Source organism: Peribacillus sp. N1 (assembly GCF_054600815.1).
Window position 1 is genome coordinate 153,416 of the sequence record NZ_BAAHZO010000003.1, and the last position, 19,121, is coordinate 172,536.

The 19,121-nt window shown below is 42.1% G+C and carries 19 protein-coding genes and 2 riboswitches; of the genes, 3 read left to right on the top strand and 16 right to left on the bottom strand.

What is annotated here, in order from left to right; all coding sequences use genetic code 11:
• Positions 1-52: 52 nt before the first annotated feature.
• The 15 genes from sufU to ACYP5M_RS13750 form a co-directional block, all read right to left on the bottom strand.
• Positions 53-481, bottom strand: a complete 429-nt coding sequence (gene sufU / locus ACYP5M_RS13680) for a Fe-S cluster assembly sulfur transfer protein SufU (RefSeq protein WP_034310148.1) — start codon at positions 479-481, stop codon at positions 53-55.
• Positions 471-1,700 carry a cysteine desulfurase gene (locus ACYP5M_RS13685; RefSeq protein ID WP_101223652.1) on the bottom strand — a complete coding sequence of 410 codons (1,230 nt, stop codon included), beginning with the start codon at positions 1,698-1,700 and terminating at the stop codon, positions 471-473. The genes sufU and ACYP5M_RS13685 overlap by 11 nt, the downstream gene beginning before the upstream one ends.
• Complete coding sequence (gene sufD, locus ACYP5M_RS13690) at positions 1,700-3,001, bottom strand: Fe-S cluster assembly protein SufD (protein ID WP_101223653.1); 1,302 nt, start codon at positions 2,999-3,001, stop codon at positions 1,700-1,702. The genes ACYP5M_RS13685 and sufD overlap by 1 nt, the downstream gene beginning before the upstream one ends.
• A 15-nt stretch (positions 3,002-3,016) precedes the next feature.
• Complete coding sequence (gene sufC / locus ACYP5M_RS13695; RefSeq protein WP_034310141.1) at positions 3,017-3,802, bottom strand: Fe-S cluster assembly ATPase SufC; 786 nt, start codon at positions 3,800-3,802, stop codon at positions 3,017-3,019.
• A 1,393-nt stretch (positions 3,803-5,195) separates the two neighbouring features.
• Positions 5,196-6,032 carry a MetQ/NlpA family ABC transporter substrate-binding protein gene (locus tag ACYP5M_RS13700; protein WP_434168054.1) on the bottom strand — a complete coding sequence of 279 codons (837 nt, stop codon included), beginning with the start codon at positions 6,030-6,032 and terminating at the stop codon, positions 5,196-5,198.
• Positions 6,033-6,047: 15 nt separating this feature from the next.
• On the bottom strand, positions 6,048-6,716 hold the full coding sequence (locus ACYP5M_RS13705) for a methionine ABC transporter permease (RefSeq protein ID WP_101223656.1): 669 nt from the start codon (positions 6,714-6,716) through the stop codon (positions 6,048-6,050).
• The gene (locus tag ACYP5M_RS13710; protein ID WP_459735163.1) at positions 6,709-7,743 is read right to left on the bottom strand and encodes a methionine ABC transporter ATP-binding protein; all 1,035 of its coding nucleotides are present in this window, start codon (positions 7,741-7,743) and stop codon (positions 6,709-6,711) included. Before ACYP5M_RS13710 ends, ACYP5M_RS13705 begins: the two co-directional genes overlap by 8 nt.
• 153 nt (positions 7,744-7,896) lie before the next feature.
• Positions 7,897-8,009: riboswitch (SAM riboswitch) on the bottom strand.
• Positions 8,010-8,124: 115 nt separating this feature from the next.
• The gene (locus ACYP5M_RS13715; RefSeq protein ID WP_202190602.1) at positions 8,125-9,435 is read right to left on the bottom strand and encodes an O-acetylhomoserine aminocarboxypropyltransferase/cysteine synthase family protein; all 1,311 of its coding nucleotides are present in this window, start codon (positions 9,433-9,435) and stop codon (positions 8,125-8,127) included.
• 99 nt (positions 9,436-9,534) lie between these two features.
• Positions 9,535-9,642: riboswitch (SAM riboswitch) on the bottom strand.
• A 144-nt stretch (positions 9,643-9,786) separates the two neighbouring features.
• Complete coding sequence (locus ACYP5M_RS13720) at positions 9,787-10,095, bottom strand: thioredoxin family protein (protein ID WP_434169739.1); 309 nt, start codon at positions 10,093-10,095, stop codon at positions 9,787-9,789.
• 3 nt (positions 10,096-10,098) lie between these two features.
• Positions 10,099-10,464 (bottom strand): toprim domain-containing protein, encoded by a 366-nt coding sequence (locus ACYP5M_RS13725; RefSeq protein ID WP_048688210.1) that lies wholly within the window; start codon positions 10,462-10,464, stop codon positions 10,099-10,101.
• A gap of 91 nt (positions 10,465-10,555) precedes the next feature.
• Complete coding sequence (gene gcvH, locus ACYP5M_RS13730) at positions 10,556-10,939, bottom strand: glycine cleavage system protein GcvH (protein ID WP_101223658.1); 384 nt, start codon at positions 10,937-10,939, stop codon at positions 10,556-10,558.
• Positions 10,940-11,035: 96 nt separating this feature from the next.
• Positions 11,036-11,392, bottom strand: coding sequence for an arsenate reductase family protein (locus ACYP5M_RS13735; RefSeq protein ID WP_063234020.1), 357 nt, complete (start codon positions 11,390-11,392; stop codon positions 11,036-11,038).
• A 140-nt stretch (positions 11,393-11,532) separates the two neighbouring features.
• Positions 11,533-13,320 (bottom strand): acyl-CoA dehydrogenase family protein, encoded by a 1,788-nt coding sequence (locus ACYP5M_RS13740; RefSeq protein WP_101223660.1) that lies wholly within the window; start codon positions 13,318-13,320, stop codon positions 11,533-11,535.
• A 67-nt stretch (positions 13,321-13,387) separates the two neighbouring features.
• Positions 13,388-14,566 (bottom strand): acetyl-CoA C-acetyltransferase, encoded by a 1,179-nt coding sequence (locus tag ACYP5M_RS13745; protein WP_101223661.1) that lies wholly within the window; start codon positions 14,564-14,566, stop codon positions 13,388-13,390.
• Between the two features lie 72 nt (positions 14,567-14,638).
• A complete protein-coding gene (locus ACYP5M_RS13750; RefSeq protein WP_459735164.1) occupies positions 14,639-17,023 on the bottom strand; it encodes a 3-hydroxyacyl-CoA dehydrogenase/enoyl-CoA hydratase family protein in 2,385 nt (794 codons plus the stop codon).
• A 207-nt stretch (positions 17,024-17,230) separates the two neighbouring features.
• Between ACYP5M_RS13750 and ACYP5M_RS13755 the strand changes: the two genes are divergently transcribed.
• Positions 17,231-17,365, top strand: a complete 135-nt coding sequence (locus ACYP5M_RS13755; protein WP_072273724.1) for a YuzL family protein — start codon at positions 17,231-17,233, stop codon at positions 17,363-17,365.
• A gap of 49 nt (positions 17,366-17,414) precedes the next feature.
• On the opposite strand, the gene ACYP5M_RS13760 is transcribed toward ACYP5M_RS13755, so the two are convergent.
• Entirely contained in the window at positions 17,415-18,281 is an 867-nt protein-coding gene (locus ACYP5M_RS13760; RefSeq protein WP_402944053.1) for a proline dehydrogenase family protein, read from the bottom strand.
• 199 nt (positions 18,282-18,480) lie between these two features.
• Between ACYP5M_RS13760 and ACYP5M_RS13765 the strand changes: the two genes are divergently transcribed.
• Together ACYP5M_RS13765 and ACYP5M_RS13770 are read left to right on the top strand one after the other, a co-directional pair.
• Positions 18,481-18,759, top strand: coding sequence for a hypothetical protein (locus tag ACYP5M_RS13765; RefSeq protein WP_101223664.1), 279 nt, complete (start codon positions 18,481-18,483; stop codon positions 18,757-18,759).
• 13 nt (positions 18,760-18,772) lie between these two features.
• The gene (locus tag ACYP5M_RS13770; protein ID WP_459735165.1) at positions 18,773-19,108 is read left to right on the top strand and encodes a spore coat protein; all 336 of its coding nucleotides are present in this window, start codon (positions 18,773-18,775) and stop codon (positions 19,106-19,108) included.
• Positions 19,109-19,121: the final 13 nt, after the last annotated feature.

Genomic DNA, 19,121 nt, shown 5'->3' on the forward strand with positions numbered 1-19,121 from the left:
TCGTATTCCTCCATTTCAAATGGCTGAATTACAACAGCTCATTTTAATTTAATTATTCCTTCAATCCCTTTTCCATGGCTTTCCAAGCCAGGGTAGCACACTTGATTCGTGCAGGGAATTTGGAAACGCCTTGAAGGGCTTCGATATCCCCAAGGTCCATCTCATCGTCGTATTCTTTTCCCTGAATCATTAAGGAAAAAGTCTCGGACATAGCTAGAGCAGTATCAACGTCTTTGCCCTTAATGGCTTGAGTCATCATGGAAGCTGAACTCATGGATATCGAACAACCATCACCATCGAATTTAACATCGCTGACCTTGCCATCTTCGATTTTCATCGTTAACCGAATCCGATCGCCGCAAGTTGGGTTATTCATATCGATTGTCATGCTTCCATCTTCTAGCATGCCCTTATTACGCGGTTTCTTATAGTGATCCATAATGACTTGACGGTAAAGTGTATCTAGGTTATCAAAAGACATTACTGAAATACTCCTTCGTTTTAACAAGCCCGGACACAAGCTTATCAATATCTTCTTCCGTGTTATATAGATAGAAACTTGCTCTTGCTGTCGCTGATACGTCAAGCCATTTCATTAATGGTTGTGCGCAATGATGACCGGCACGAACAGCAATTCCATCTGCATCAAGAACGGTAGCGACATCATGTGGATGTACGTCATTAATATTAAAGGTAATTACACCCGCACGCTTTTCTGCATCTTTAGGACCGTATATAGTCAGCCCTTCAACTGCTGACATTTTCTCCATTGCATATGCGGCGAGCTTATGTTCATGCCGTTCAATATTATCCAAACCGATTTCTTCCAAGAAATCGATTGCAGCCCCCATGCCGATTGCACCGGCAATGATTGGGGTACCGCCTTCGAATTTCCACGGGAGTTCTTTCCATGTAGACTCATACAAACCTACAAAATCAATCATCTCTCCGCCGAATTCTATCGGTTCCATTTTTTCAAGAAGGTCTTTCTTGCCATATAATACGCCGATACCTGTTGGACCGACCATTTTATGACCTGAGAAGGCGAAGAAATCACAATCCAAATCACGGACATCCACTTTTAGATGCGGCGTGCTCTGTGCCCCGTCGACTACCATAACAGCATTATGATCATGGGCAATTTTTGCAATCTCCTTCACAGGATTGATAACACCAAGTACATTCGAAACCTGCATGATGGACACGATTTTCGTTGCTTCCGTAATTGTAGCCCTCACATCGTCAAGGGAAATCGTGCCATCCTCTTGAAGCGGAATATACTTCAATACAGCGCCCTTTTCTTTGGCAAGCTGCTGCCACGGAATGATATTACTGTGATGCTCCATGTAAGAGATGACGATCTCGTCACCCTCTTTAATATTTGCACCACCGTAACTTCTTGCTACAGTATTCAAAGCAGTCGTTGTGCCTCTGGTAAAGATGATTTCTTCTGTAGAAGAAGCATTAATGAATTTACGTACCTTTTCACGAGCACCTTCATACGCATCCGTAGCTTTTGTTCCTAGTGTATGCACTCCGCGGTGAACATTCGAGTTGTATCCGCGGTAATATTGCTCAATCGCTTCAATCACTGCAGCCGGCTTTTGAGAGGTTGCAGCACTATCTAAATAAACTAATGGCTGACCATTGACTTCTTGATCTAATATTGGAAAAAGCTTACGAATTTCGTATGGGTTCATTACTGTACTTTCCTTTCAATGACCGCTACTAATTGTTTTTTAACTCCCTCAATTGGAAGCTGGTTAACAACAGGGGCCAAGAATCCGTGAATGACAAGTCTTTCTGCTTCTTTCTTTGTAATACCACGGCTCATTAAATAATACAGTTGAAGCGGGTCGACACGGCCGACGGAAGCAGCATGACCAGCCGTTACATCATCTTCATCAATCAAGAGGATCGGATTGGCATCTCCGCGCGCTTTTTCACTTAACATCAAAACGCGTGACTCTTGTTCGGCATTGGCCTTTGTAGCACCATACTCTATTTTCCCAATTCCATTAAAAATGGAGGATGCGGCGTCTTTCATGACACCGTGCTTAAGGATATAGCCCTCAGAGCGTTTGCCATAATGAATGATGGCAGTCGTGAAGTTCTGCTTTTGTTCCCCGCGTCCGACTACAACTGTTTTTGTATCTCCGTGAGATCCATCGCCCATTAGATATGTTGTATTATCTGAAATCGTATTTCCGTCGTTCATAAGGCCAAGCGCCCACTCAATACGAGCATCACGTCCTGCCACTCCACGGCGGTTAACGTATGTCGTAAAGCCTTTTGAAAGGGTATCGACCGCTCCGTATTCGACTTTGGCATTCGCATTTGCAAATACTTCCGTTACGATGTTGGCAATCCCTTCGTTAGACTCAACGCTTGAGAAGTAATTCTCTACATATGTGACAGAGCTATTATCTTCCGCTACGATCAAGACATGGTTGAAAAGTGTAGTATCAGGATTATCCAACAGGAATACCGATTGAATCGGCTCTTTGATTTCTACATTTTTCGGAACATAAAGGAATGCCCCCCCATTAACTAATGCAGCATGAAGTGCCGTTAAACGATGTTCATCTATTTTAACGCCATCTTTCATGAAATATTTTTGCACAAGCTCAGCATGGTCACGAGCAGCTGTTAAAATATCTGTAAAGATGACGCCTTGCTCTTTCACGTTTGCTGACAGATTGATATGTGCCGGCGTATTATTGCGTTGAATGTATAAGTTTTCATTTTCTTCAATGATGGATTTTATTTCTTCCGGAAGCTCCTCTAAAGAGGCAAAAGCTTCACTTTCAACCGTATGGTTCTGGAAAGAAGTAAAATTCCATTTATCGATCTTCGTTTTATCCGGCTTGGGCATCGGGAGCTTTTCTAATTCAGAAAACGCTTGAATCCGAAGCTCGGATAGCCAAGCTGGATCATTATTTTTAGTTGAATAGGAGCTTATATCCTCTTGTTCAAACGGTAATTTCGTTTCTGTAGTCATTGCAAATCCTCCTACTTACGCTTCTTCGCCAACAGTTTCGTCTTCAATGCCCAATTCTTGTTTGATCCAATCATAACCTTCCGCTTCCAAGCGGGCAGCAAGTTCAGGACCACCTGATTTTACGACGCGTCCTTGCATCATTACATGTACAAAATCAGGAGTGATGTAATTTAATAGACGTTGGTAGTGAGTGATGATCAAGCATCCAAAGTCTTCTCCGCGCATTTCGTTGATTCCTTTTGAAACGACTTTAAGTGCATCGATATCTAGACCTGAATCAATCTCATCCAAGATTGCAATTTTAGGTTGGATCATCATTAATTGAAGAATCTCGTTGCGTTTTTTCTCTCCGCCGGAGAAACCTTCATTCAAATAGCGTTGCGCCATATCTTCATCCATTTCAAGGAATTCCATTTTTTGATCCATTTGACGGATGAATTTCATCAATGAAATTTCATCGCCTTCTTCACGGCGTGCGTTAATGGAAGAACGTAAGAAGTCAGCATTTGTAACACCGCTGATTTCACTTGGATATTGCATAGCCAGGAATAGACCGACACGAGCGCGCTCGTCGACTTCCATTTCCAATACATCTTCACCATCGAATGTGATGCTTCCGCTCGTTACTTCATATTTAGGGTGACCCATGATTGCTGATGATAAAGTGGATTTACCAGTTCCATTTGGTCCCATGATCGCATGGATTTCTCCACCTTTAACTTCAAGGTTTACCCCTTTTAAAATCTCTTTACCTTCAATTGATACGTGAAGATCTTTAACCGTTAATGTAGAAGCTGACATAATAATACCTCCGTGAACTAATTCCAATTTTATTACCAGAAAGTAAAGATTACTTTCTATCACTATAATTTCCGTAAAAGCATTCTCACTTTATTCTCATTCCAATTTTATAACAAATCCAATTTGGAATCAACTAAATAGATAGGGTTTCCACTTCTTCCATGTTAAAAACCTGTCCCAATTCTTACTATACTAACAGATATAGCCTATTTACTGCATAATCATACTTATTTTAGTTTTTGTTAAAATTATCTTATTATTCGGCAAATCTTCGTCCTTATTAATATATGTTCGAAGAATTCGATTGCAAGGTATGAACGTTCCGCTTTAAAAAGAAAAAAATCGGACTGTCAGGTATTATGTAAGTTTATCCAATAAGGAAACCCTTATTTTATGGACCACTTTCCATTTTACCTCTACAGACCGATCTTTTAAAGAATTCTTTTATATGCTTAGCCGTGAATTTTGCGTTGTAGGTCCTGGACCATTTTGTTGCACTTTACATGTTCCCTATCCCGTTCTTTCTCAACCTCGATACGGAGGTCTAAGTTTCTACTGTACTCACTGTAGCCAATCCCATGTGAAGACTGCATCGCCTTTTCCATTTCGCTTGTTACATTTAAATCCAGAGTATTGATAGTGAACCATCCTTTCAAATTTGTGTATCATTTTATTACCTGCATTATCTCTATACCCTTTCCTTTCCTGATTAAACATGAAATGAATTAAATTAAGCCGCAGACTAAAACAAACTGGATCATCAATGAGTTTGTACAGTTTTTTAGGTTTTTAGGTTTCAAAATTTGAACGTTACTTTCCACTTCAGGCACTAGCTTTCCGCGGGCGGTCCGGAAGCCTCCTCGGTGCTTTTGCGCCTGCGGGGTCTCCCTTGACTCGCTTTTCCCGCAGGAGTCTCGTACCTTCCGTTCCAATCCACTAAGTCTAAACAATCAGATAGAATCACTTTCACCTAATGTTTTCAAAATGAAGTGCCTCACTTCTCTAAGTCCGAAAAAATTACGAGCGACGCATTATGTAAAAGCTGAACGGACAAACCAGCTCGCTTATTCATTTATGCGTCAGAAGACCGTAACGGATTTGTGATGGGACGATAGTAACACCCGGAAATACTCGTATTAAGAGCCTCTGATTGAACAAGTGATTAAGAAAGCTGGAAAACCTGAAGCTTTTGACGCAGATTCCGCAACCATGGCTATGTGTAATATGAGCGTTTTGGTTGTTATCTCTGTCCATCGGCACTCAACAACAAATAAAGAGGGCTATTATCGGTTCAAATCCAAAATAAAAACAAAAAGGTTTCGGAATGAGACCATTCCGAAACCTTTTTGTTTTTAAACTGCGACCTGAGTTAAATCAGGTCGCCATTCTTGAATTATTTATCCGCCGGTACAACTGCACCTTTGTATTCTTTAAGAATGAAATCTTGAATTTCTTTAGAATGCAATACTTCTACAAGCGCTTTTATTGCTTCTTTATTTTCGTCACCTTTGTTTACGGCAATGACATTCACATATGGAGATTCCGAATCTTCAATCGCAATCGAATCTTCAAGCGGATTCAAACCGGCGTCAATTGCATAGTTGGAGTTGATCAAGACTGCATCGCCTTCGCCACTCTCATAAATTTTAGGAAGCAGGGCCGCTTCATAATCAGCATCGAATTTAAGGTTTTTCTTATTTTCAACGATGTCTTTAGTTGTAGCCGTCGTTTTATCGACGCCTTCTTTCAAAGTGATCAGGCCATTCTTTTCCAAAAGGGATAAAGCGCGCCCATGATCAGCAACAGAGCTGCTCATAATAATTGTTGCGCCTTCCGGAAGTTTATCAATGCTTTTATATTTTTGTGAATATAGAGCAATCGGCTCGATATGGATTCCGCCAGCATTAACGAAGTCATATCCATTTTCTTTAATTTGCCCCTCTAAATATGGAATATGTTGAAAGTAGTTAGCATCCAATTCCTTATCATTCAACGCCTTATTCGGTAAAACATAGTCCTGGAAAGTTTCGATTTCCAATTCGATTCCTTTTTCTTTAAGAAGCGGCTTAGCTTCCTCAAGGATTTCAGCATGAGGAACATTGGATGCCCCTACAACTATTTTCTTCGATTCTTTCTCCGTATCACTGCCGCTTTTATCCTTTTCACTTCCACAAGCAGCCAAAGCGATAGACAACACTAAAATTAATGCAAATCCTAAAAACTTTTTCATCCTATTCATCTCCCTTTATCTTTTGTCCAATTTAGATGTAATCACATCTCCAATAATTTGAATTATGAAGACGATAATTAGAATAACGATGGTCGCCACTAGTGTAACGTCATTTTGATTTCTTTGATAGCCGTCCAAATAGGCTAGATTACCAAGCCCGCCTGCGCCGATGACCCCGGCCATTGCGGTATATCCAACCAATGCAATCGATGTTACCGTAATCCCGGAAATAAGGGCAGGCATTGACTCTGGAAGAAGGACCTTCCAAATGATCGTGCTCGTTTTTGCTCCCATCGATTTAGCAGCTTCAATTACACCTTTATCGATTTCACGAAGGCCGATTTCTACCATACGCGCATAAAATGGTGCCGCACCGATAATAAGTGCCGGCAGTGCAGCGTTCTCTCCGATCATGGAACCGACTAGCGCTTTAGTGAAAGGAATGAGCAGCACGATCAAAATAAGAAATGGAATGGAACGGAAAATATTGACGACAGCACTCATGATCCCGTTGACTGCCCGGTTTTCCCACATATTACCCTTCCCTGTCAGGAACAGGATCAATCCTAATATTATGCCTATAAAAAAGGTTGCCACTACAGAGACGCTTGTCATGTAAAGCGTTTCCCTCGTAGCTTCAATAATGTCTTCCCAATCAACATTCGGCAATAATTCTTCAAGCATGAGTAATCACCTCCACGCCTACCTGCTGTGCTTTAATGAATTCGATTGCGCGGAGCATTTCATCCTCAGTGCCATCAAGATGGATAAACAATGTTCCATATGAACCGCTTCTTGTTTGGGATATCTTACCTTGAACGATATTGACATCCAACTCGAAGTTACGTACAAGCTTGGTGATCAACGGGCTTTCGGCATGATCGCCTACAAAGGTCAATTGAATCACTTTGCCTGCAGGATAGCGTTCGAGCAAATGGTCCATCGTTTCTTTCGTTTCTTCCGGTTCCGTTACCTGTTGCACGAAACGCTTCGTCATTTGTTCTTTAGGGTTCTTGAAAACATCCAGGACAGGTCCCTGTTCAACAACTTGCCCACTTTCCATCACGGCGACGCGATGGCAGATTTTGCGGATCACATGCATTTCATGTGTTATCAAGACGATCGTCAACCCCAAACGCTGATTGATGTCAACAAGCAATTCGAGTATGGAGTCGGTAGTCTGCGGATCCAAGGCAGAAGTCGCTTCATCACACAGCAGCACTTTAGGGTCATTTGCCAGAGCCCTGGCTATTCCCACCCTTTGCTTTTGCCCTCCGCTTAATTGTGATGGATAGGCCTTTTCCCTGCCTTCCAATCCTACTAACTTGATCAATTCGTTCACACGCTTGGTTCGCTCAGGTTTAGAAACTCCTGCAATTTCCAATGGGAAAGATATATTCTCCTGAACGGTCCTCGACCATAATAAATTGAAATGTTGGAAAATCATGCTGATTTCTTGACGGGCCTTGCGGAGCTGAGCCCCTTTAATTTTTGAAATTTCCTTCTCAGCAACTACAACAGATCCCTCTGTTGGTGTTTCCAATCCATTGAGCATTCTGATCAAAGTACTTTTCCCCGCTCCACTGTAACCGATGATACCGAAAATCTCGCCTTTATTTATTTCAACATTCACATTATTTACAGCCTTGATTGTCTCACTGTTTCCTTTTCCTATTCGGAACAGCTTACTGACTTTCGTCAATGTAATCATTAACCCTCACCTCTTTTATCCAATAAAACCTATGAACTTAGTTGATTTCTCTACATTATTAGTCTGTTTCTCATATCATGTAAAAGTTTACCCAATTAAAACAGAAAAAACCTTTCTGCATGAGCAGAAAGGCAGGTGAAGAAACAGGCCTTCCTCTCATCTTCCAAAGTGATTAAACTTTGTGTGAATTGGCACCTTTCCAAGGAAATCTCCTTGTCGGTTGCCGGGTTTCATCGGGCACATCCCTCCACCTCTCTTGATAAGAGCTAATATATAGAATATTTGTACATCATTAAGTTCTTTAGTATGGAGAAATTTTATCATAGATAAAAAAGGAGCGCAATGTATAATATTTCTAGTACAAGCATACAGAAACTTTACTTAAACCGTTTTGGATGTCAAGGAGACTATATTCGTCGCTTTTTCAATTGCCTGCTCCAAATCTTCTATTAAATCCTCTACATTTTCAATCCCAATCGATAAACGGACTTGGTCGGCACTCACACCCGCTTTCGCAAGACCTGCCTCATTCAATTGTTGATGGGTCGTACTGGCTGGGTGGATGATCAAGCTCTTCGCATCCCCAACATTCGCTACATGGGACCATAATTCCACCGAATTGATAAGTTTTGCCCCAGCTTCTCGATTACCTTGTATCCCAAAAGTCACAACAGATCCAGCTCCCTTTGGCAAATATTTTTCCGCAAGGGCTTTATCGGGATGATCCTCATCACCAGGATGTGAAACCCAAGTCACCGCAGGATGGTTTTTTAAATATTTAATGACAGACTTGGTGTTTGATAGATGCTCTTTCATCCTTACATGCAGCGTTTCAAGTCCCAGCGTAAACTGGAATGCACTTTGGGCACTTAGCGCAGGTCCTAAATCACGGAGTAACTGGACTCGGGCTTTCGTTATGAATGCGGCAGGTCCAACTGCCTCGGCGTATACCAGATTGTCGTAACTTGGGTCAGGCTCTGTGAAGCCAGGGTAATTTGGCGAGTTCCAATCGAATTTCCCTCCATCCACGATGACACCGCCAAGCGTAGTTCCATTTCCCAGAAGCCATTTTGTAGCGGAATGGATGACAATATCCGCTCCAAAATCAATTGGTCTGCATAGATACGGTGTCGCAAAGGTATTATCAATGATTAAAGGTATTCCGGCATCATGGGCGATTTTCGCTACCGCTTCAATATCAAGCACCCTCAAACTTGGATTTCCGATGGTTTCAGCAAAAATGGCTTTAGTTCTTGGCGTAATCGCCCTTTTGAAATTTTCAGGGTCATCAGGAGAAACGAACTTCACTTTAATCCCGTATTTAGGAAGAGTATTTTCAAAAAGGTTATACGTACCGCCATATAATGTAGATGCTGAAACAATCTCATCCCCTGCAGCGGCAATATTCAGGATTGAAAGTGAGATGGCAGCCATTCCGCTTGCTGTTGCCAATCCGCCGATTCCGCCTTCCAATAAGGCCATTCTTTCCTCAAAAACGCTGATCGTGGGATTATGGAGTCGTGAATATATATAGCCATTCTCCTTTAGGCCAAATAAATTCGCTGCATGGTCGGTGTCCTTGAACAAGTATGCATTGCTTTGGTAGATAGGAACTGCACGTGCACCTGTTTCATCAGCTTGCAGACCGCCATGAACACTCAATGTTTCGAAACGCAATTTTTTCCCTGACATATGATTTCACCTTTTTCTATGGATTTAGTTGGAATTATATGATGTCTGGCCTTTTATAAACAAAAAAACCACTTCAATAAGAAGAGGTTTCAAGAATACACCTCATCTACCAGAGCCAACACTCTGCTGGAATTAGCACCGTATATAAAAATTTATACCGGTTGCCGGGCTTCGTCGGGCCAGTCCCTCCGCCACTCTTGATAAGAACTATTAAATTCTGCTGTTACTTAATTCAAAATATAGCATTTTAGATTAAATCAGTCAATGAATTGTTAGAATATTCTTTGTTTAATTTCATCTAACATTCATATGTCCGCAACAAAGAAACCAACCACGGTTCCGATTGGTTTCTTAGCTGATTTCCTTAAGCAATCCGTACAAATAAGGAACGGATTGAAAGGCATATATTTTTTTGTGCAGCCGTCCTTCTTTGAAAAACAATAAACATGGAACACTTTCAATTTCATATGATTCGGCAATTGCTTGGACATAATTCATATTCATTTTGCCTGCCTTCAATTCCGGGAATAGCTCCAAGGATATCGTCAGCATCTTGGAGGCAACCTGACAAGTGCCGCATAAAGGGGTATATAAATATAAGCAAAAGGTTTCCCCATGTTCAACAGCAAGCTTACACTCTTCTTCTTTCCATTCCTGCATCAATTAGTCGTTCACCCTTTGACTTAAAAATTTCATTTTCACATTCATATTGGCAGATAGAAGCACAGTTGCGATATGATGTTCGGGTGAGCTTTCCACTTCTTTGTACATTTTATTAATATACAGGTGGTTCGCCTCAGGCATTTCCCTTCGGAACTGCTTCCGCAGCTTTTCTCCTGATTCATCTGCGTCAAAAAGGAGATAAACATCACGGTCCATCAATTCATCCACTAATTCATCCAGCTTAGTTAATGATATGGTCCCATTCGTACATCTTATTTCCACATCTTCATTTAAAACGGAGGCAACTTTTCTTCTATCGGAACTGCCTTCTACAATGATCACTTTATCGAATTCGCCCCACTCCATGTCATCACTCCATCTCACGAATTATGTGTGCAACTGCCACGGTACAAAATGAAAAAGAGAGCAGGCCTTTTCAGTCCCCCCTCTCCTTTTTTTAACCGTTGATTAAACTCTCATACTCTTCAGCGCTCATCAGGCTTTCAATATCACTGCTATTAGATGGTTCAAGCACAACCATCCATGCCTTTTCATAAGGAGACTCATTTACATATTCAGGGTTGTCACTTAAATCTTCGTTTACTTCAACAACCTTGCCACTGATAGGTGCATAAAGCTCAGAAACGGTCTTAACGGATTCAACACTTCCGAATGGTTCGTTCGCTTTCAATTCATCGCCGATTTCCGGAAGCTCAACGAATACGATGTCCCCAAGCTCGGACTGTGCGAAAGCTGTAATTCCAATGCGCACTGTTCCATCTTCCGTTTTGACCCATTCATGTTCTTTTGTGTAACGAAGTTCTTTTGGTGTTGTTGTCATTATTAACCCTCCATATGTACATCTTATTTTATCTATTCCATTATAAGGTAGATTGTTTGTTTAAGTAAGGAATTAACCAAATATTTCGAGAAATTTTCAGTTCCAAACCTGTTCGAATTGCTCCTCTTTGAAACCTACCGTCACTTTGGTGCCATCCGTAACAATCGGCCTTTTCAGAAGCATGCCATCTGTGGACAATATATCAAGCATCTCTGCTTCAGAAGCTTCTTTCAGCTTATCCTTTAAGCCAAGCTCCCGATATTTTTGACCGCTAGTATTGAAAAACTTCTTCAACTCCAAATTGCTGATTTTATATAGTTGTTCTATTTCTGTTCGCGAAGGCGGATTTTCCGCTATATGGATTGCTTCATACTGCAGTTCATGATTATCAAGCCACTTCTTCGCGTTACGGCATGTGCCGCATTTTGGGTACCAATATAATGTTAAGCCCATCATTTCACCACCTATCAATAGAATACCCGTTTTCATCACGCAATACAACGAATTGTCTTTTGATTTTCCAATGCGATTTCATCAAAGGAAATAAGGGAATGCCTTCTCGGGCATTCCCTTTACTGACTTTGATTCATTTCTTAAAGAGCATATTTTTCAGCTTCGATTACCTTGACGGAAGCTTCACGTTTTTTCGCAATGACATTGATCGGATTATGCCTTGTCAGCTTACGGAGCGACGCAAGCATGATGCGAAGAGTATCGCCTGTTTCCACTGCGATTAACGTTTCCTTTGCGTGCTGTTCTATTTCATTGAAAGCTTCCTGAACGAAGATTTCTGTGTAAAGCACTTTTTGTTTGTTCTTCTCCAAACCTGTAGCTGCTATTGCTTTTTCCGTACGCAATACCACGGATTCCGCTGCATAGGCAAGGGATGCGATATCAGCAATGTTGGAGAGGATTTCTTGTTCTTGATCAAGAGTTTTGCCGTATTTCTGTGCAGCAAGGCCAGCTGCCAGAATCCCGATTTTCTTAGCATTTCTAACAAGCATTTTTTCTTGTGCCAATGGCTCATCACCAGGTTCTTCCGGCATCATCATCATTAATTCCTCTTGTAGGCTTTGAGCCTTTTGAAGAAGCGGCAATTCCCCTTTAAGTGCTTTCTTCAGGAAAGTTCCAGGGACAAGCAATCGATTGATTTCATTTGTACCTTCAAAGATCCGGTTAATCCGGGAATCACGATATGCTTTTTCAATTTCATACTCCTGCATGAAACCATAGCCACCATGAAGCTGTACGCCTTCGTCCGTAACATAATCCAACACTTCGGAAGCGAAGAATTTATTCAATGAACACTCAATGGCATATTCAGCGATTGCAGCAGCCATTGATTTCCCATCTTTCACTTGCTCATCCGTCAATTTGCTTTGTCTTTGTTCATAAAGGCCAACGGTACGGTATACAGAGCTTTCTGCTGCATAAATTTTGGATGCCATTGTTGCAAGTTTTTCTTTCGTCAAGTTAAAATCGGAAATTTTCGTTTTGAACTGTTGACGTTGATTCGTATAAGCTGCTGTAATCTCAAGGGCACGTTTAGATCCGCCGACAGCACCGACACCTAATTTATAACGGCCGATATTCAGGATATTGAAAGCGATGACATGTCCTTTTCCGGCTACACCCAAAAGGTTTTCGACTGGCACATGTACATCTTCAAGGATTAATGTACGTGTAGATGAGCTTTTGATTCCCATTTTCTTCTCTTCAGCACCAGTTGATACGCCATCATAATCACGCTCAACTATGAAAGCGGAGAATTGTTCGCCGTCGATTTTGGCGTATACACAGAAGACATCTGCAAAACCTGCATTTGTAATCCATTGTTTTTCACCATTTAAAATATAGTGTGTTCCTTCGGCATTCAATTTCGCTGTCGTTTTTGCTCCCAAGGCATCTGAACCTGAGCTTGGTTCCGTTAAGGCATACGCAGCAATCTTCTCACCCGTTGCCAGTAAAGGGAGGTATTTTTTCTTTTGTTCTTCATTCCCGAATAATACGATCGGCAAAGATCCGATACCTACATGTGCACCATGCGTAATTCCAAAGCCGCCTGAAAGTGCCATTTTTTCTGTGATCAATGCCGAACTGATTTTATCAAGACCCAGTCCGCTGTATTCCTCAGGAACGTCAGCACCAAGTAAACCGATTTCACCTGCATGCTTCAGTAATTTAACGGAACGGTCAAATTCATGGTTTTCTAAATGTTCAACCTGCGGCAGAATTTCATTCTCTACGAAATCCTCGGTAGTTTTGGCGATCATTTTATGCTCATCAGAATAATCTTCCGGTGTAAACACTTGATCATACGTAATATCTTCTACTAAAAAGGCTCCGCCTTTAATGAGGTTATCTGTAGTTTGATTGGACATGTTATTTCCTCCTAAGTATTTAAGATAGTAAATCCGCCGGAAGCATGACAGCTTCCGGGAGGGGGGATTAAGCCAATAATTCAAATACTCCAGCAGCACCCATTCCGCCGCCAATACACATTGTCACGACTCCGAACTGTTGGTTTCTGCGCTTCATTTCATGTAGCAGGCTTAATGTCAGTTTTGCCCCCGAACATCCTAGTGGATGGCCTAAGGCGATGGCTCCGCCATTTACATTGACAATCTCTTCATTCAAACCGAGCTCACGAATGATTTGAATGGATTGGGAAGCAAAGGCTTCATTCAATTCAAATAAACCAATATCCGATAACTCAAGACCCGCTAGCTTCAAAGCTTTAGGAATGGCTGCAATCGGTCCGATACCCATGATTTCTGGCGGTACTCCCGCTACAGCAAAGGAACGGAACTTACCCATCGGTTTCATCCCTAATGAAGAGGCCTTTTCCCCATCCATGACCATGACCGCGGCTGCACCATCACTCGTTTGTGAGGAATTCCCTGCTGTTACGGAGCCTGTAACAGAGAATGCAGGTCTTAGTTTTTTTAGCACTTCAGCAGTGGTGCCTGGACGAACGCCCTCATCCTGTGTAAATGTAAATGTTTTTTCCTTTAACTTAAGATCTGGTCCCACTGAACGAAGGGTTACGTCAACCGGCACGATCTCATCCGAAAACTTTCCTTCTGCAATGGCCTTCGCCGCCTTTTGATGACTACGAACAGAAAATGCATCTTGATCGTCACGGGAAATGCCGTATTTTTTTGCAACGGCTTCAGCAGTGTGGCCCATACCCATATAATATTCCGGTGCCGTTTCCGCAAGTCTCGCGTTCGGACGTGTTACATGGCCCATCATTGGCAAAAGGCTCATGGATTCCGCTCCGCCTGCAATGACAGTATCACTTTGGCCGAGCATGATCCTTTCCGCTCCATATGCGATGCTTTGCAGCCCGCTTGAACAGTAACGATTAATCGTTATGGCCGGTACTGTATAAGGTAATCCTGCCAATGCACCAATGTTACGAGCCATGTTCAATCCTTGCTCCGCTTCAGGCATTGCACAACCGATAATCAGGTCATCGATGGTGCCTTCATAATTTCCTGCACGCTTTAACGTTTCCTTTACGACAAGAGCCCCTAAATCATCAGGACGTACACTGGCAAGAGAACCTTTTTTCGCTCTTCCAACCGGAGTCCTTGCTCCAGCTACTATTACCGCTTCTTTCATGAGGATCCCCCTTACTCATTTTTAAGCTATTGATCTATTAATCTTCGTTTTGGCCATTTCTTCGTCTAGTCATCAATTACGGAGTGGTTTGCCTTTAACAAGCATATGCTGCATCCTTGCTTGGGATTTCGGAGTCGAAATCAGTTTCAGGAATGCCTGTTTTTCTAGGTTCAAGATGTACTGTTCATCTACTTCCGTGCCAAATGGGAGTTTTCCCCCCGCCAGCACATATGCAAGCTCTTTGGCTATGACAAGGTCATGTTCTGATAAGAAACCTGAAAGGCGCATGGATTCCGCCCCTAATAGAAGTGCGGCATATCCCGTTTCACCTACGACAGGGATTTTTGTGCGGGCCGGAGCGATATAGCCTTGTTCATGCATGGAAATTACCGCTTGTTTCGCATCATATAGCTGATGATCTGCATTCACGCTTATTCCATCCGCTGAATTAAGGAAATTGTTCCCTCTCGCTTCCTCGGCGGAGGTCGAAACTTTTGCCATGGCGACCGTTTCAAATACTTGGTTGGCCACTTTCTGTAAGTCGAAGTCGACGCCCTTCGGCATATTCCTCAACGTCTTCACATAAAGTTCTTTAGTCCCGCCGCCGCCTGGAATCAAACCTACACCAGCTTCCACTAGTCCCATATACGTTTCTGTCGTTGCCTGGATGCGCGCTGCCGGAAGAGATACTTCAGCTCCCCCGCCAAGTGTCATATTAAACGGTGCAACCACTACAGGAACAGCACTGTACTTGATTTTAAGCATCGCCTTTTGGAATTGGCTGATGACCATATCGAGTTCAAAAATGTTGTCATCCTGTGCTTCCATCAGCATCATTGCAATATTAGCGCCTACACAGAAGTTCTTTCCTTGGTTTCCGATGACCAAGCCTTTAAAATTCGCTTCCGCTTCGTCGACCGCCGCATTGATCATTTGTATGATATCCAGACCGATTGCATTATTCGGTGAAGTGAATTCAAGAAGAGCCACTCCATCGCCGATATCCATCAAGCTTGCACCACTGTTTTTCTTGATTACGCCTTTTTGTTTCTTTATCGCTTTAAGATTTATCACTTTAGGATTTGCAACAAGTTCCTTATATTCACCATTATCATAATAGTGAACTATGCCATTTTCTTCTTTATAGAAGGAAGTGATGCCTTTAGCGAGCATATCCTTCACCCATTGCGGAACGGCGATGCCTTCCGCCTCCATTCGGGCTACCGATTTTTCTACCCCTATCGCATCCCATGTTTCAAATGGTCCTGTTGACCATCCGAAGCCCCATTTCATCGCTTGATCGATCGCCACGATGTCATCCGCGATGTCCCCAAGCAGCTGGGCAGAATACACAAGCGCCGGATTCAGGACATTCCAAAGTAATTGGCCGGTACGGTCTTCGCTATAAACAAGCGCTTTCATTTTATTTTCAAAGCCCTTGGCCTGTTTAGCCATTTCAATGGAAGGCGTTTTTAATCTTTTTCGTGCATCATATTCAAGGGTATCGGGATTCAGTTCAAGGATTTCCTTTCCTTTTTTCAAGAAAAATCCTTGGCCTGACTTGCTTCCAAGCCACCCATTCTTAAGCATTTCATTCATGAAATCAGGTATTTTGAAAACTTCTTTTTCTTCTCCATCCACCTGTTCATATACGTTTCTGGCAACATGTGCAAAGGTATCCAATCCAACTACATCAAGTGTCCGGAAAGTCGCACTAGTTGCCCTTCCAATCAACGGACCTGTAACCGAATCGACCTCACCAACACTGTATCCGCCTTTTTGCATTTCCCGCAGAGTGACCAATAAACCATAAGTTCCAATTCGGTTTGCGATAAAGTTAGGGGTATCCTTGGCTTCGACTACACCTTTTCCCAGTACATCTTCGCCGAATCGTTTCATGTATTCGAGCACTTCTGGTGAAGTTGCTTTAGTTGGAATAAGCTCCAACAACTTAAGATAACGCGGCGGATTGAAGAAGTGGGTTCCCAGGAAGTGCTTTTGAAAGTCCTCCGAACGGCCTTCTGCCATTGCTTCAATTGATATTCCGGAGGTATTCGATGAAACGATGCTTCCTGGTTTACGATGCTGATCAACCTGGGCGAACACACTTTGCTTAACCTCAAGCTTCTCAACGACCACCTCGATGATCCAATCGACATCCTTTAAACGACTTATATCATCTTCCAGGTTTCCTGCCTCGATCAACGCAATGTTTCCCTTAGCCGAAAGCGGAGCTGGTTTCTGTTTTAAAAGTTTCGTAATCGCTGTTTGGCTGATGCGGTTACGCACTTGTTTATTATCTAATGTCAGTCCCTTTTTCTTTTCATCCTCAGTTAGTTCACGAGGTACAATATCCAATAATAAAGTCGGAATGCCGATGTTAGCAAGGTGTGCAGCAATCCCTGATCCCATAACTCCTGACCCTAGAACAGCAGCCTTTCGTATTTGTCGAACCAAGTTCATATCCCCCTTACACAATTTATTGAATGAATGCTCATTCATTTTTAATTCAAAAAAATTTTGAATATTTTTTCTTATTACTAATATAGAATATATTTGGAAATTCCGCAATGATTAAACAGGAAAAAAATATTTTTTTCTCCGAGTTCCTTCGGTTATTTCTCCTCCGTTCAGTAAAAAATAACCGGAGTGGAGGTGACTTATATAATGAAGCGTAAAGATAATCCTTCTAAAGCAGCCGTAAGCGCAGCAAGCGTTAAAGGCAATGCCGGCCCTGGCGCTGAACGTCAACACGGAATCAATAAAGTGAACAGCCAGAACAATCAGTTCAAAAGATAATCCTTCTTAATTTGAGCAGCCGTCCCTTTTCCGGGGCGGCTCTCGCTTCCTATTTCTTGAATAGGCCTTTTAAAACGAAAGCAATATTGGCCGGTCTCTCTGCAAGGCGGCGCATGAAGTATCCATACCAATCCGTACCATAAGGAACATACACCCTTACCTTATATCCTTCTTTAGCAAGTTCGAGCTGCTTTTCATTGCGGATGCCATATAACATTTGGAATTCAAATCGATCACGGGGAATTCCCTGATCTTTGACCAAGTCCCTCGTATAATCAATGATTTTGTCATCATGTGTGGCAACGGCTGTGTAATTGCCATTTTGCATATGCTTCTTGATGATTTTCTTGAAATTCTCATCCACATCTTTTTTCTCGGGAAAAGCCACTTCCCTTGGTTCTTTATAAGCCCCTTTAACAAGCCTTAGATTCGGATGGTATGCATCCAGCTCCTCAATATCCTTCTCAGTCCGATACAGATAAGCTTGGATGACAGTCCCCAATTCATTATATTCAGACTTTAGGTTTTTGAATACATCCAAAGTCGGCTGACAGCGCGGAAAATCTTCCATATCAAGCGTCACGAAAACCTGATGGGCTTTAGCTTCATCCAAGATCCTCCGCATGTTATTCATTACGACTCGTTCGGACACATCCAAGCCCATCGAGGTCAGCTTCAGGGATAACTGTGAATCGAGTTCATTTCTGCCAATCATGCGGATTGCTTCAATGCACTCATCTGCCATCTTCCCTGCTTCTTGTTCATCTTCAATGAATTCACCTAAATAATCAATAGTGACGGCAAGCCCTTTCCGGTTAAGATCTGCAATCACTTCACATGCCATATCCAAGGATTCTCCTGCCACGAAACGAGATGCCCCAAACCGCAGCCCGTATTTTTTCGCTGCCTTTGTCATGCCCTTGTTCTTTGATAAAAAAAGGAATAGATTTTTCAATATTCTTTCCACTGCATTCCCCTCCAAATCATTTTGGAAAATAGATGCACAAGATTATTTTACCATTTAATGCACTTTCCAGATATTTAGAATCAAGAATAAAAAAAATCAAGAAGGGAAAATTAAGCTCGTTTAAAGAACACTTAAGGAGGTAGCAATGATGGAACAGCAAAATTCGTTTAACAGCCAACAGCAGTCCACCGGCTTTATGAAACAGCCGCCGGAAATGGTTACGGTGAAAGATAGCTTATACTTAACCGATATGCTTGCATGGAATCTGAATGCAATTAAAAAAGCACATTTTTTTGCCACACAATGCAAGGACCCGCAAATCATTGATGCTTTAAATCGGTGCGGACTCATGCATCAACGTCATTACGATACCATATTGAAACATTTGAACCCCGACCAAAATCAGGGTCAACAACAATACCAGTAAAGGAGGGTTCTTGATGCCCAATGAAAACAAAGTCCAAAATCCAGAATCTCCCGTGGCAAAGACACCGCAAATGAATGACAGGGATTTTATAAATGATATGCTTTCAACTGAAAAGTACTTTTGCAACTCCCTTTCCGTTGCCCTGCATGAAATGAGTAACCAAGCCTTATTCCAAGACATTTTCTCCGTTGCCAAAGAAAATCAAGAGATGCAGCGCGAACTCTATAACCTTATGTTCGAAAAAGGCTGGTATAGTTTAGAAAAGGCGCAAGCTAACAGCTTAAGCCAATCGTATCAACAATTTTCCGGTTATAAAAATCAATTTCCAACTGGAACGAACATTCAATAAGCAAACATTCAGG